Below are 15,515 nucleotides of genomic sequence, written 5' to 3' on the forward strand. Positions count from 1 at the left end.
TTTATTCTTCTAATAGTATTTTTATGTCTTGCTGAATATCTCTAACTCCTTTTTTATCTAATCCGTCATAGTAAATGGCCGGATTGCCAAATTCATCTTTTCTGCAGCGGATATTTCCTTCTTTATCAATTAAAGCAAATAGTCCCGAATGCTCAAAACCGCCGCTTACTTTTTCATTTTCTCCGGCATAAAGATTAAATCCTTTGTTAGATAAATCCATGATAGTGGCTTTATCACCGGTTAAGAAATTCCATGTTGCTGATTTTACTCCCAGCAGTTTTGCATGATCTTTTAAAACCTGCGGTGTATCGTGTGCCGGATCGATCGTAATGGAAACGATTCCGAAATTAGGATTGCCAAAAAATGTTTTTTCAATTTCCAGCATGCTCATATTCATCTTCGGACAAATTGAAGGGCAGGTTGTAAAAAAGAACTCTAAAACATATACTTTTCCCTTGTACGTTTCGTTCGAAATCTTAGCATTATCCTGATTGGTCAGTTCAAATTTTGGAGCCGGACCTATCGTTAATAATTTAGCACCTGATTTTGCGCTTTTAGAATCTACGTTATCGAGACGATTGCCTTTTACTACATCACCATTTTTAACCCTTTCGACAATTTTAGGCACCGCGTAAATTCCGAAAATCAAAATAATAAACGAAATCCCTATATAAGATTTATTTTTAAACATGAAAAGTAATTTTAAAGTTGTTTAGTGGCGTTGTGATTTTTCTTTAAGGCTGCACGATATTCGTATAAAATGATCTTAAAATCGTCCAGCATTTCATTGCTTAGTTCAGACGGATGAAAAGTATCATAGCCTTCTTTATATTCTTTAGCGTCTTTTCTTCCTCTTAGACTGCGGTCTTTATCGATGATATAAACGTGAGAAGTTCCAAGGTTTTGATTCAGTTTTTCTTTTAAATGCAGTCCGTCATAAAATTTTTGGATTTCTTCTTTTGAAGCAAATACAAAATTCCAGTTTTTAACATCGGTGAAAGGAGAAAGGGCATCCACAATTTTTTGTGCTTCTTTTTCTGTTCCAAGCGGACATAAAACTACAAACTGAAGATCTTCAAAACCATTATAACGTTTATAGATTTTTTCATTCAGATTAAAATAATTACCCCTGTTTTCTAAAATATTAGAACCGGAAAAACCCAGGACTGAAATTTTTTTATCAAGAGAAATCTTTTTTCCGTTTAATGAATTCCAATTGCCAAAATCAGCAACTTTAGGTGTTATTACAGGAAGTGTTGTAAAACTATTTACACCAGAAGCAAAAAATAAATAAGCTACAATAGGCAAAACAAAAAGTACAAAGAGAACTATATTTTTTTTCATTGTATTAACGGAAATTATTGAGGTACAAAAATAAAAAAAGCTCCGTTAACCGGAGCTTTTTTTCGAATTAATATCATGTTAAAAATTCCATTTAATGATAGAATCTTTAAAAACCCCATAAATATAATGTCCTTCTGTTAACAAGATGAACAATAAATATAAAACTAGGAAAATAACCGGTGAAACAACAGACCATCTAAAGCTGCTTTTCTCACCTTCCATGTGCATAAATGCCCATACAATATAGTAAGCTTTGAATATTGTTAAGATATAAAATATCCAGTTTAATAAATTTAAACCGATAAAGTGTGTAAACTCTAATGATTTTGGTTTATAGATACCTAAGATAACTTCTACTGTAGTTACTAGTGATAGTAATCCAAAAACAAACCAGATTCTTTTTGTATTTGATACGTGCTCGTGTGACATAATAAATAAATCTAAAAATTAAACTAGGTAGAAAACTGTAAATACAAATACCCAAACTAAATCTACGAAGTGCCAGTATAAACCAACTTTCTCAACCATTTCGTAGCTTCTTCTTTTCTCGTAAGTTCCTAACAATACATTAAAGAAAATAATGATGTTGATGATAACTCCGGAAAATACGTGGAATCCGTGGAATCCTGTGATAAAGAAAAAGAAATCAGCAAATAATTTATTACCGTATTCATTTCTAATAAGGTTTGCACCTTCTACAACGTATTTTGCATCAGCTAAATGAGCTTCAGATTCTGCTCTTGTTAAAACTGTTTTTTTCTTTTCTGCAGTAAGCTTTTCTGTTCTGATTAATAAATCAGGATGTGCTTTAAAACCGGCCTGAATTTCAGCTACTGAATAAGTTGGCAGTGCCGCAGCATCTTCCATGAACCAAGATGTTTTGCTTCTTGTTAAAGCTTCTCTTTGTTCCGGTAATTTTTGTGCAAAATCAGCAAGTGCTACTCTTTTACCGTCTTTATCAACAAACTGCAGTAAGCTTCCTCCTACTGTCTCTACTGCACCGTACTCACCTTTAATGAAGTTTTTCCACTCCCATGCCTGAGAGCCAACGAAAATTAAACCTCCAATAATAGTTAAGAACATGTAAACAGCAACTTTTGACTTTTTTAATTGGTGTCCTGCATCAACAGCCAAAACCATTGTTACAGAAGAAAAGATCAAAATAAAAGTCATTAAGGCTACATAATACATAGGAGCCGAAACACCATGCATAAAAGGAAAGTGAGTAAACACTTCATCAGCCAATGGCCAGGTTTCGATAAATTTAAATCTAGAAAAACCATAAGCACCTAAGAATCCAGAGAATGTTAAGGCATCTGATACGATAAAAAACCACATCATCATTTTACCATAACTTGCTCCTAATGGCTGGATTTCATGACCGCCTCCCCAAGTTTTTTCGTCGTTATTTGCAGTAGTTACTGTCGCTTCCATAAAAGATATTCGTTAAAAAGTTCCCAAATTTACGTTTTTTTCTTATTTAAAGAAATATAAAAATAAAAATAATAATACCCACAATAGGTCTAAAAAGTGCCAATACATCGCACCTAGTTCTATTCCAAGAGTTTGAGTCGGATTGTATTTTTGTTTAAAATGATTATAAATTATAATTAAAAGTGAAATTATCCCGCCCGCAAGGTGCAGCAAGTGCATAACCGCAATTACATACAAAAATGTTGTAGTAATAGAGCTGCCTTGTCCTGTCATATAATAACCGCCTTCGATAATCTGACCAAATCCTGCAAATTGCAGTACTATAAATAAGATTCCTAAAGCTAATGTTGCCAGAAGAAAAGCGGTTGTTGCATTTCTGTTTCCGTTTGAAATTGCTTTTTTGGCTAAGTAAAAAGTAACGCTGCAGGCAATAATTACTGCTGTGCTGAAATAAAACGCACTTGGTATTTGAAAATTCTGCAGCCAGTCTGCTCTTGATTTACTTACCACAAATGCACTGGCAAGTCCTGCAAACATCATGGTCATACTAACCATTGCAAATAACAAAATCAATTTTGCTGATTTTGACTTTCTTACCTGCTCTTCGCTTGTTGTTAATGTCATTTCCATAACTATCTTAAAAATTTGTCTACTATAAATACTATCTGCAATAAAGAAATATACGACACACTAACCAACATTAATGTTCGTGCCGCTTTTGCAGTTCGCAGCTTATACAGCCGAACAGCATAAAACAACATCCATATTCCTAATAAAAATACCAAAACTGCCGCAATTGGCGAAATAAACAACTGTCCTGTATACCCTAAAACAGGCAGTAATGATGCTATGATTAGCCAAATGGTATACAAAATAATCTGCAAAGCCGTTTTTCTGTCTTTATCTCCGGTTGGCAGCATAAAAATACCTGCTTTCGCATAATCATCAAACAAAAACCAACCAATGGACCAAAAATGAGGAAACTGCCAGAAAAACTGAATTAGAAATAAGGTTCCGGCTTCAATGCCAAATTCACCAGTGGCTGCTACCCAGCCTAACATAAACGGAATAGCTCCGGGAAAGGCACCCACAAAAACTGATAATGGAGTTACCGTTTTTAATGGTGTATAAATACTGGTATATAAGAAAATTGAAATCGCTGCAAACATCGCCGACTTGGCGTTGATCGTGTACAACAATGCAATACCTGTAATAGTAAGAAGACTGGCAACCAGTAATGCCGTAATTTTTGACATTCTGCCAGAAGCGACCGGACGATTTTTAGTTCGGTCCATTAACGAATCGATATCTTTTTCGATTACCTGATTAAAAGCATTGGAAGCTCCAACCATACAATAACCGCCAATTGCCAAAACAATCAGAACACTCCATTTAAAAGGATGTTCATCATTCACTCCTAATAAATATCCGGCTATTGAGGAGAACAAAACACTAATAGCCAAACCAGCTTTTGTAATCTCCTTGAAATCCAGAAATATTGATTTTATTGAAAATGTATTTTTTGCTGCGTTCAATACCGTAGTCTTTGTGATTTTTTTTTGAGTGCTGCAAATGTACAAATTAGATTGTAGAATCTAAACCTCTAAAATTAGATTTTTTCCAATAAACCCTTTACAGAATAAGAACTTGCTAATCTTTAACACTATTATTTCGAAAAATCTTATTAAAAATCCTAGTAATCAAAATACCAGTTAAAGATATCAGAACGTAATCCGATGGTAAACCAGGTAGAGCTTTGTTTGAATGTTGCCGCAGTTTCCTGAGCCGGATCAAAGTTTCTGTAAATAAAATTTCCAAAGAGTTTTAAATTCGTCATCGGATTAATCAAATATCCTCCCTGAATGTCTGCAATAAAAACACTGGTTTTATTTCCCTGACCCACTTTTACTCCTTTATCATAAGGGCGGTTTTCATCGTAGCTTTTATAGATGTTGCCTCCGTAATTATAACTATCTTCTGCAGTGTCAAAGTCAAGTCCTCTTGTTCCCATTGTAAATTTAGCATCTGCAAAAAGACGTCCTTTATGGTAACGGCCAATTGCGACCAATTCGTTAAAATTCCCGCCCCACTGATGGCCGATGCTTTGATTATTATGTCCGTAATTCGTAATTACAGCACTGTGTGAATACACATACGGACGAACGTGATTGTATTCTAATTGCAGCAATAAGTCTTTAACCTTAAAAGCATTATAGTATTTTGCTCCTAACTGATACCCAAATTTATTTTTCCAGCTCTTCTCCCCTGCTCCCATATCGCTTACTGAAAACTCATCCAGCAAAAACTGACCGTAGAAATTCAGACTGTTGTTCCATTTGTATTTAGCTGTAGCTCCCAAAAGAGCATTTCCGCTTCTTGACGAAGATGAAAATTCAACTGAACGGTAAAAAATAATTGGATTTACAAAATTAATATCAAAACCTCTGTTGTTTGTATCTGTCCAGACTACAGATTCAAAAAATCCTAAATTTAATTTATTCGAAACGTTCCAGCTCAAATAATGATTAGCCATGAATTTAGTCGCATAGGTTCTTTCAATCGTAACGTCAGGACGAACATCTTTCAGCCACATATAAGTGTTGGTGTATTTTATCTTCCAGAAGTTAGTATTGATTTTGAAATACGGATATGGGCTTGCTCCGTCACTTTCTAACAACGAACGGTATCCGTCTCCAATAAAATTTCTACCGTAGCCCAATTGAAAATCAAATATTTTTCCCGGCGCAAACGTGATATTTGCTTCTGCCAAAGGAAAATCATAGGCATCTGTCTTGAATCGTTTTGCAATTCCCATTCCCGGAATAATCGCAGGATTTCCTCCCGAAGGTTTTAGGGTTTCGGCATAACTGTTATAATATCCTGCAAATCTCCCCTGACTTTCAAAAACGGTAGTCGTAAAGTTAATTTGCTTTCCTAAACCTCCTCTAAAATTCAGTGCACGCGTATTTACATACGAATATGACGCATCAAGGTCTGAGGCTTTTCCCATTTGAAGATCTACGATTGGATTTAAAGCCAGCCAGTAATCTTCTCCCTGGATCTGCACCATATTTTCATTCCACCATTTTCTTCCCAGCCAGCTTGAAACATTTTTTTGCAGCGACTGATTTACAGCTTTTAAATTGTAATACTTCGAAACCTCTGCATACGTATATGGCTTAGAAGCGGTGTGATTATTACTTCCAACCTGATTCATTGCTCCGTCAAACTGCGCGTAGTAGCTGTGAGAAAACGGGATATTTAAATGACTTTCAAATTCCGGCATGTTGTATTTTTTATATACAATGCTGTCCAGTTCTGTCATTGGTTTTTCGACTGGCTGTAAAATTTCAGCAGCCGCCAAAGCTTCTGCTTCAATCTGACCGGCATTTTTTAAAGGAATATCTATTACAATTGTATACTTAGAATAAGTTGGTCTTCCGTTATAGGTTGACGGTTTTATTTTAGGAAATTTAGAAAAAGTACGTTTTGCTTCTTCTGCCAGTTCATCATTTATTGCATTTACATAAATAACCTTAAACTCGCCATTTGCATCAACTTCAAAAAGCACCCTTACTTCACCTTTATAATTATTCTGTTTCAGATCTGCCGGAACTTCAAAAGTATTATAAACAAAATCCTGAACTTCTCTGTAAAAACATTTTTCAAGTTCTTTTGCCTGAAGGTTTTCACATTTAGGAAAAACCGGAAACTGTTCCGATGCAAAACCGGGCTTTATATTTGCCTGACTAAAAACAAATAGAGGTAAAATAATAGCAATTGATAAAAAAAACTTATTCACGTAAATTGAGACTTTTATTTAATATTGATTTGAGGTATTTTTCCCGTCAGCAATTGTTTTCGCTGCAGAAGTTCCGATACGTTTTACTCCTAAACTGATCATTTCAACAGCATCTTCATAAGACCTTACGCCGCCGGCCGCTTTTACAGACAGAGGTGATGCATTTTCTAACATTATAATTATAGAGTGAACCGTTGCACCGTTTGGCAGATTATTTTCTGTTTGATAAAATCCTGTAGATGATTTCACAAAAACCGAGGTATAGTCATCTTCTTTAAAATTTGAAATGACTACATTTTTTATTAAAGCAGAAAGCTGAATAATTTCTTTGTCGCTTAAAGCCGCTGCTTCGATAATCCATTTTACTGTTTTATTATTGGCAAGTCCTATCTGGGTGCCAATTAAAATTTCTTCTTTTACTAATGAAATATCGCCATTCTTAAAAGCTTCGTAGTTACAGACAAAATCCAAATCGTCTGCACCGTTTTCAACCGCTTCGTTTGCTTCTTTAATTTTGGTTTCTATAGATGACGTTCCTTCCGGAAAATCGATCACCGTACCCACAAGCAGAGCCGAATTGGCATTTACAATCATTTCTTTAGCTAATGATACATATTCAGGTCTTATCATGATGAGTTTAAACTCTTCGTCAATAGCTTCCTGAATGGCATTTTTAACTACAAGACTGTTTTCCTCTTCCGAAATTCCGGCCTGAGAAGCAGTTTTTAAATACGTAGAATCTAAATATTGCTTAATATTCATTGTTTTGCAGTTAAAAATAAGGGCAAAAATACATTTAAATTCACAAAAAATACTGTTTTAAAAGCTTGATTTTTCGGCAATAAAAAACCCACCGAAGTGGGTAATTATATTCCTATATTTTATCGATCTGCTTTTTAAAGGCTATGGCTGAGAAAACGGCCGCGACTGCCCCTAATGCATTTGCCAAAACATCTGATACATCTGAAGCTCTGGTTACCGTAAAAACACCCTGCAGGATTTCGATTGTTATTCCAAAAAAAACAGAAAATATAAACGAAACCAAATAGGCTTTATACTCATTTGCATCTCTGCCTTTCAGTTCTTTTTTGAAGAACAAAATCCAGGAAATCGTAAAACCGAAATGAAAACAGAAGTGTACAATTTTATCAATGCTCGGGAAATTAACTACCGGAATATTGCCTGAATCCATTAAACAAAAATAAGCAATGATTCCTGAGCAGACTATTGCCCAGATTAACAGTAATTGTTTAGGCACCGATAAGTTGTTTATAAGCTTCGTCAGACAATAATGAATCGATTTCTGATGCATCAGAAATTTTAACTTTGATCATCCATCCATCTCCATAAGGATCAGAGTTTACTGTCTCAGGAGCGCTTTCTAAATCTTCATTAAAAGCAATGATTTCGCCGCTTAAAGGCAAGAATAAATCCGAAACTGTTTTTACAGCTTCAACTGTTCCAAAAACCTCATCTTTAGCAAGTGTCTGATCTAAAGTTTCTACCTCAACATACACGATATCCCCTAACTCTTTTTGTGCAAAATGAGTAATTCCTACAGTTGCAACATCGCCTTCGATGCTAACCCATTCGTGATCTTTTGTGTACTTTAAATTTGCTGGTATGCTCATAATTGTATGTTTGAAAAATTGATAATTTAGTAATTATGTCACAAATGTAATGATCTTCTAATAAATTCCTGTTTAGAAAACTAAATTTAATTTCCGAAATTATAACGAAGTGTGAATCCCGATCTAATGTTTGTTAAAGGATATGAAGTCGAAATAACTGCCTTTGAAAACGAATGATCGTAATAGAATATCGCTGTCAGGTTTTTACTGAATGAATAATCTGCCGTTAATTTTACTGACCAGATATTCTGCCCCGCCGCCAGCTGATTATTATCGTAATCTAAATAACGCACCAGGGTTTCATTGTTTCTTAAAGAAAAATCTGCCTTGATATTGATATCACTTTTAATAATTCCAGTTGGATTATCTGCTAATCTGGAAGAGAAAATAACATCTTTAAAACGATAACCAAGACCAATTATATATTCCATTCCCTTTACTTCTGTCAATAAATTGTTGTCAAAACTCATTGATAAGGCTCTGTCTTTTTTGATTTCAGAAAGAACACGAAGTGAACTTTTCAACTCAAAATCCATTCTGATCAGCGGACTGAACTGCTCAACCAGATTGACATTAGACATGATGATTTTGTTATAGAAATTCGTATTCACATCCTGTACCTGCGGCGAATCATTGTAATCAAAATTAGATCTGAACTGGTTAACCGTGTACGAAGCTCTGTAATTGTGCTGTAATGAAAAACGCTTAAATTTATCTTTAAAGTATTTATAGCGCATTAATCCGTTGTACTTAATACTCCAGTTTGGTATTGGGAAATTTCTAAAAATACTTGTTGACGAACTTGAAGCATCAGCTCCTGTATACGCAGCTAAAAATGCAGGCAGTAAAACAGCCTGATTACTTTTGGTATACCCAATAGGATATCCCTGATTTGCCACATATATTGCATAATTAGGATCTGATGGTGCCGGAATCTTATTGTTATCATCACCATATCTTGGAATTGCCGCTTCGCTTCCGTAACGGCTTAACGCCAAACGATTGGCTATTACCAGACGGTTACTTCTAAAATCATCAAATGCCGATGACTGGAATTCATCACTCGTTGAAAATGCCGTTTTAATCAGTACGGTTGAAATCGAGAACATTCCGTATGTATATGGCGACAATGGCATATATTCATTTTGTTCATTTACACTATACTGCTCTGATGTATTTTCTGAGTACGAACGGTCCATAGTCAAATCAACTTTTAAATCCGGAAACAAATCGATATTAGCCGTTACTTTTAAAAGTTTGTTGGTAACCTGTGTAAAGTTCTGGTTGAAATCCTGATAGGTAGTTAACCAGCCGTTTTTTGCCGCTTCGTAACGAATATCATCCTGGCTTCCAAAAACGAAACCTAAACTAGGTTTGGTTGTACCAAAGAAACCCACACTTGGTATATATCCCGGTAATACTGTCCCGCTGTTTTTAGTATAGTTAATCTGAATGTTTTTAACACTTGTTAAAACACCTATCAAACCATCATAAAACGGACTGCTCGCAGCGACTGGTTTTGCTGTGTTTACAATTTTTTCTCCCGGTTTTGGTGCCGCAACAGGCTGTTTTGCCTTTGGTGTTTTTGCCCCCGGAGTCAAACCTAAATATTTATACAGCGTATTCATATTTAATGTTGTCGTAAGCGTATTTGAATTTGAGTTCTGAATTGTATTTCCTAAATTAAATATGTTACCAGTGTCATCCACATATTCCGAAAACGCTGTTGATGAACGCTGCCACATATAATCTGCTGTATAGGAATAACTTGCTTTTACAAAACCGAAAACCGGAATTTTATTAATTGGAATATCATAATTCAATACCAATTGCTGCGCATGCTGGTTAGGTGTTCCTATATCAAAATAATCGTCCCAGATATTAAAATCTTCTTTTGGCACATTATCATCGTTCATGAAATTACGCACAATATTATTTGATGTTGCAGAATAATTCAGTTTTAATGATTTGGTTAAGTTGAAACCAAAACCATACTGGTAATTAAAGGCAAAATTTCGTCTGTAAAGCGGATCAATCTCTATTCCTTCTACCTGAACATCGCGGTACATTTGACGATTACTCTGCCTTAAGATATTACTGTTGAAAGAAATATTCGTAGGGAGATAATTAAAATTAAAATCACTTAATATCTTCCAGTACTCACTTTTCTTCATGAACTTATTGTTCTTTAAAGGCGTAATTTCTTTTGGCTGAAAAGTATAGGCATAATTTACAGCTGTATTAGTCTGTTCGTCTTTATAATCTTCTACCTCATAATCGTGTCTGTCAACCTGATTGTAAGATTGTGAGAAAGTAAAGTTCTCTACATCATAAACGTGTGGTTTTTGTTCCTGGGCACGGTCTTTTCTAACGCCGATAAAGTTAATGCTTCTTCGTTTTGTATAATCGACCGCACGGGTTCTGATGTTATCTCTTTCAGCTTTATCTGTTGTTACCTCCAACAGCTGTTTTAATTTAATATCCTGATTAAAAGGATCGTATTCAGGCGTAATTACTTCTTCGCCTATTGCATAGTTAAACGGCAGGTTAATACCCCATTTTGGAGGCAGTAATTTTCCTAAATTCAAATTGGTTACAATATTGTATTGCTGCACATCTTCACGGTCACGCTCATTAGCACCTTGTTCTAAAGATCCAAAACCTATTGTGCTTTTTCTTCCTGTTGCAGAAAGCGTTGCAAAATCGGCCATATTGGTATCCACATTTAAGATCGCCGCCATACCGCCTTTATTTTCCAAATCGGCTAAACGAAGTTCGTTAAACCAAAATTCCCCTTTAAGAACTTTATGATCTGAGCGGTTTTTTACCCCCACCATTAAGTTTCGAACAAGACCAAAATTTGGATTTCCTTTAATACCTAAAATTAATCTGTCACTGTTATCTCCGCCTTCTACCTCGGGGTCATTATCCGGATAATAAATACCATTTTCATCTCTCTTGGTACTATTAATATCGATTTTCATTCCAAGAATTTTCATTCTGGTCAAGAGCTCCAATGCCAAATCTATGCTGTTTGAATCCATCCAGACCTGATCTGCAGCTACCTGAGCAGAACCAACAGGTCTGGTGACATTTAACGGTACCTCAACCTGATAGAAGTTTTGTGTAAAGTCATTACCAAAACGAATAAAACCAATCATTTCTCCATCTTCTAACGGCACTTCTCCTGTTAGTGATTCAGCGTGCAAAAACATTTTCAGTTTTTTGTACTGACGCATATCCACGCTTACGTTTTTGAAAACTGCTCTTGCATCCTGATATTCTAAGCCGGTACCGTCAACACGAAGTGATAATGCCTGTTCATTTTGGTTAATAATTGTATTGTTATTGTATAACTGCTCTCTTTGCACACCAGGAGGCATTACGTAATTTACCGGTTCTTTCGTTCCGTTTTCCTGAACGTTCACCGCTGCTACTTCAAATTCAACTGAAGAGTTTGGATTCGCCGGATGATTAATATCAAGAGTTCCTGTATATTTTCTCCACTCTCCTCGTACTAAATCTAAAGCACCAAAACGAAGTGTCATTTGATCGTTGAATCCGGTCATGAACATACGCATGAATCGGATAGATCTGAAATCTGTAATATTACCAATTGTATTTTGTGGCTGCGAAACCGGAACTTTAAACTGAATCCATCTTGCAGGTGTTGTCGCCCCGTTTGGAAGTTCGGCATTTGGAACATCTCTTACATCGGTAACATACTTGTCTCCTACTTCCATTCCCGGTTTAATATCAATACTATACTCATAATATGCATTGATCGTACTCATGGTATTATCACGGTTAATATCCTCAACATCCGGAAGTGTGGTCGATCCACGGTTAGGATCATTGATACTTACTGCCGAGTTTCCTTCGGTACCGTTGTAGTTTTTGTAACGTTCTAAAACGCCTCCGTCTGTATTAAGGTAATACAAATAATCATCAGCAGCAGGATCCGCTTCGCCTGCATAATTGGTATAAATTGCACCTTCCTGCGGACTTGACAAACCATCTAAACCAACGTCCTGATTTTTTCTATTATCAGCATTGTTATCAAACGCATAAATCAAAGACTGCGATGCCGGAACATCTCCCCAAAGCGGTCTTGGATTAACCAATACCTGATCAGGTCCTAGTCCGTTTTCATATTGTTTTCTTCCGTCTTTTAAGATATCTTCTGATATTTCCCCTAAATTGAAATATATTTTTCCAATATTACCATTTGATGCCTGTGAATTTCCTACATAGGGGTCAAGTACCCAAAACTGAATGTACTCAACATTTCCCTGTTCGAAGTTTGTTGAATTCAAGGCACGCATTATACCTCCAAAATTAGTTGAAGGGTCAGTTACTCCAAAATCAGGATTGTTGTTATAAGGTCCTCTTTCAGAAGGATAATACGTTAAATCGAGTGTATTGATCACCTGTATCTGTCCTTGTGCAATATCAGTATTTGGATATAATTCTTTACTGTAAATCCTTCTGGTAGTATTTAATGATAAGTCATCGTTTGAAATACCTGATGGTTTTGAAGAATAGAAAACCGGATCAATGGTATACCATGATAATTTTGCTCTTTTATAACCATATCTTAAATCCTCATAATGTGCATTAAAGGTAACATCTCCCGCAGAGTTTATAAATGGTGTAGAAGACAAACTCCATGAATAAGCAGAACGCATATCTATGGTTGACTGCGACCCCTCGAAATCATCTACATATATAGTAGCTTCTCCTTGAAAATCACTTGCTTTTGGCGCATCTGGTCTTAAAAAGGCAACTTCACCTCGAATCGATAAATTCGAAGGAACATCTGTATCGATATTTGGAAGTTTATTGGCTAATCTTGTCAGGAAAGGAACTTCTGTTGAATAGTTTCCGTTGAATCCAAAAATAGTATTGTTTACTGATTCCTGTCCGTAACTTGATTTTTGTGTAAACGGTCTTTCTGTCATTTTTAAGAAAGTTCCGCCAACAACAAATTTATCCGAGATTTTGTGTTCAACATTGAATCCCATAAATCTTCGGGTCTGCTGTCCAAAGATCGAATTGTTTTCTAATGAAACCTCAATTGGTGTATTTGAAGCCTGCAATGAAGGATCCAGAATCTGAACTCTTCCCAGCTGGTAATCGACACTATAATCGATACCTTCTACCAAAACCCTTCCGGCAGCGGTTACAACTACTGATCCCTGAGGAACGTTAAACGCTCCAATTGGAATACCGTTACTTCCTGAAGATTTGTATTTTCCTCGTAATAAGAATTTATTTTTATCACTGTCCTGCAAAGCCGCAGCCTGTGTATTGCGATACATATTTCTAAATACATACTTCTTCTGGTTATCGTTATATGTACTTGGATCGTCGTAAGATCTTGAACCATTTGTTTCTAATAATTTGTTGAAAAGAAGTTCTCCAAAAGGCTCTTTGGTTGTAAAGATAATACGTCCGTTCTGAACATCAACTGTTACTCCCGGAACATAATCGAAGAAACCATCTCCTCCGGCCTGCGGATCATTATTGTAATTGAGTCGATCCAGATTGAATACGTTTAATAAAGCGGTATTCTTTACATTTAAATTCGGATCATCATGCTCTGGAAAAGGTTGAGATTCAGATACCGGTGTAATATAATTTATTGGCGAAGGATCTGTATAAAGGATATTTAACCTGAAATCGTCCTGCTTAAGCTGATAAGCCTGCGGAATTTGATAGACGTTTTTCATCATCAGGTTCCAAACCGGATTTTGAACATTTGTCAAATTACTTTTCAGCATTTTTAAAATCAAACTTTGTGTAATAACGGCCTGATTTCCGTTACTGTTTCCTGTTACTACAGTTGCATCAACACCATCACTACCAAACTCCCCAACCTGATACACTTTTCCTCCAACGGTATACTCAAAGGCAACGGCAAGAATTTCATCATTTGCTAAACGCTGCTGCAAAGAAATATATCCTAATTGTGCATTATAAGTAAATTCGTTTGTGGTTAATTTTCGTGCATTTTCTAAAATCGAGTAATCGGTTGCTTCACTTACATTCGCTTCCGTGAATCCGGATTTTGCTGTTACAACTTCTCTAATTTCCGGTTTTAAGAACGAATTTCCCTTACCAATTGTAGCTGGATCGTATTTATTGTTGTTATTGTTTGTTGGCGAGTCAGGCGCACTATTAAAGAATCCTGTTGTTGACGAAATCACTACTACCTGATTATCCGGAATTCCGGTAATTTGAGATTCTCCTAAATCCTGAAGTGCAATAATGTTTCTTAAGTTATTGTTGTTTACGGCAACCCTGTTTTGTTTGTTGGTTACCCAGACCTCTATCCTTGTAATTTGAACACGGCTGTCGATAAAAGGATATTTCTTTAATGATTCGTCGTATCTGTTTCTAAAGTACTGCGAAAGGAAAAAGTGTCGGTCGCTGTCGTAATCCAAAGCAAACAAATCAAAATTCTGAACCGTTCCTCCATTTTCGGCCACTACACTTTTGGTCTGTGATTTTTGTTCTGAGAAAACTCCTGTAACGGTTGTTTTACCAAATTGCAGCTGTGCTTTTACCCCAAATAAACTCTGAGCACCACGAATTAAGGTGCTGTTAAGCGGCATACTTACGTTACCGACCTCAACTTTCTGAATAATATCATCTTCTGAAGGGGTATACGCCAGTTTAAATAAATTTTGGAAAGCAAATGTTGACTGGGTATCGTAGTTTGCGTTTACCTCTAAACGGGTTCCGATTTTTCCCATCAAACTCATACTGATACGCTGATCAAAGTCGAAAGTAAGGCTTGACCTGTTTCGGGGTGAAAATGCCGGATTGTCCTGTTTGGTATAACGAAGCCCCAAATCCATTTCGACAGATCCGGTAGGTTTTACATCAATGGTATTACTCCCGAAAATGCTTTCGAAAAGACTTGAATTGATGTAATATCTTGGCAGTAAATCTTTTTTGGCTGCTTCGCTGTTGTTTTTCTTACCATCAATGGCATCCATTTTTTTTCTGAAATAATCTCTTCTGGCTTCTTTTAAAACCAAATCTTCATATTCTCTTCGGGTAAGAACAAGCGGATAGTCTATTGAAAAACCATCAACAGAACTTGTGTAGATATATCGATCTGTAACGGGATCGTATTTATAACCCGAAAGTATGCTTGGGGGATTCTCCAGCTCCATTTTCCCAACAGAAAACTGAGTCTTGGTTGTATCTTGAACTGCCGGATTTACCTGTGACCGTATAACATTACCACATAATAAAACCAGTAAAAAAATACAAATTTTACGCATACAATTCGT

At 36.0% G+C, this 15,515-nt stretch carries 11 protein-coding genes; all 11 read right to left on the bottom strand.

What is annotated here, in order from left to right; translation table 11 throughout:
* Position 1: 1 nt before the first annotated feature.
* Complete coding sequence (locus OZP11_RS11420) at positions 2-691, bottom strand: SCO family protein (RefSeq protein WP_281235327.1); 690 nt, start codon at positions 689-691, stop codon at positions 2-4.
* 11 nt (positions 692-702) lie between these two features.
* The gene (locus OZP11_RS11425) at positions 703-1,344 is read right to left on the bottom strand and encodes a hypothetical protein (RefSeq protein ID WP_281235328.1); all 642 of its coding nucleotides are present in this window, start codon (positions 1,342-1,344) and stop codon (positions 703-705) included.
* A gap of 78 nt (positions 1,345-1,422) precedes the next feature.
* On the bottom strand, positions 1,423-1,773 hold the full coding sequence (locus OZP11_RS11430; RefSeq protein WP_281235329.1) for a cytochrome C oxidase subunit IV family protein: 351 nt from the start codon (positions 1,771-1,773) through the stop codon (positions 1,423-1,425).
* Positions 1,774-1,791: 18 nt separating this feature from the next.
* A complete protein-coding gene (locus OZP11_RS11435) occupies positions 1,792-2,778 on the bottom strand; it encodes a cytochrome c oxidase subunit 3 (RefSeq protein ID WP_281235330.1) in 987 nt (328 codons plus the stop codon).
* A 42-nt stretch (positions 2,779-2,820) separates the two neighbouring features.
* Positions 2,821-3,408 carry a cytochrome c oxidase subunit 3 gene (locus tag OZP11_RS11440; protein WP_281235331.1) on the bottom strand — a complete coding sequence of 196 codons (588 nt, stop codon included), beginning with the start codon at positions 3,406-3,408 and terminating at the stop codon, positions 2,821-2,823.
* A gap of 2 nt (positions 3,409-3,410) precedes the next feature.
* Positions 3,411-4,313, bottom strand: coding sequence for a heme o synthase (gene cyoE / locus OZP11_RS11445; RefSeq protein WP_281235332.1), 903 nt, complete (start codon positions 4,311-4,313; stop codon positions 3,411-3,413).
* Positions 4,314-4,471: 158 nt separating this feature from the next.
* Positions 4,472-6,580 carry an energy transducer TonB gene (locus OZP11_RS11450; protein ID WP_281235333.1) on the bottom strand — a complete coding sequence of 703 codons (2,109 nt, stop codon included), beginning with the start codon at positions 6,578-6,580 and terminating at the stop codon, positions 4,472-4,474.
* Positions 6,581-6,598: 18 nt separating this feature from the next.
* Positions 6,599-7,342, bottom strand: a complete 744-nt coding sequence (gene deoC, locus OZP11_RS11455) for a deoxyribose-phosphate aldolase (protein WP_281235334.1) — start codon at positions 7,340-7,342, stop codon at positions 6,599-6,601.
* A 112-nt stretch (positions 7,343-7,454) separates the two neighbouring features.
* Positions 7,455-7,838, bottom strand: a complete 384-nt coding sequence (locus OZP11_RS11460) for a VanZ family protein (RefSeq protein WP_281235335.1) — start codon at positions 7,836-7,838, stop codon at positions 7,455-7,457.
* The gene (gene gcvH / locus OZP11_RS11465; RefSeq protein WP_281235336.1) at positions 7,831-8,211 is read right to left on the bottom strand and encodes a glycine cleavage system protein GcvH; all 381 of its coding nucleotides are present in this window, start codon (positions 8,209-8,211) and stop codon (positions 7,831-7,833) included. The genes OZP11_RS11460 and gcvH overlap by 8 nt, the downstream gene beginning before the upstream one ends.
* 86 nt (positions 8,212-8,297) lie before the next feature.
* Positions 8,298-15,506: a T9SS outer membrane translocon Sov/SprA gene (gene sov, locus OZP11_RS11470; protein WP_281235337.1), complete on the bottom strand. Its 7,209-nt coding sequence runs from the start codon at positions 15,504-15,506 to the stop codon at positions 8,298-8,300.
* Positions 15,507-15,515 lie beyond the last annotated feature (9 nt).

The sequence above is a fragment of the Flavobacterium gelatinilyticum genome (assembly GCF_027111295.1).
GTDB classification, from domain to species: Bacteria; Bacteroidota; Bacteroidia; order Flavobacteriales; family Flavobacteriaceae; genus Flavobacterium; species Flavobacterium gelatinilyticum.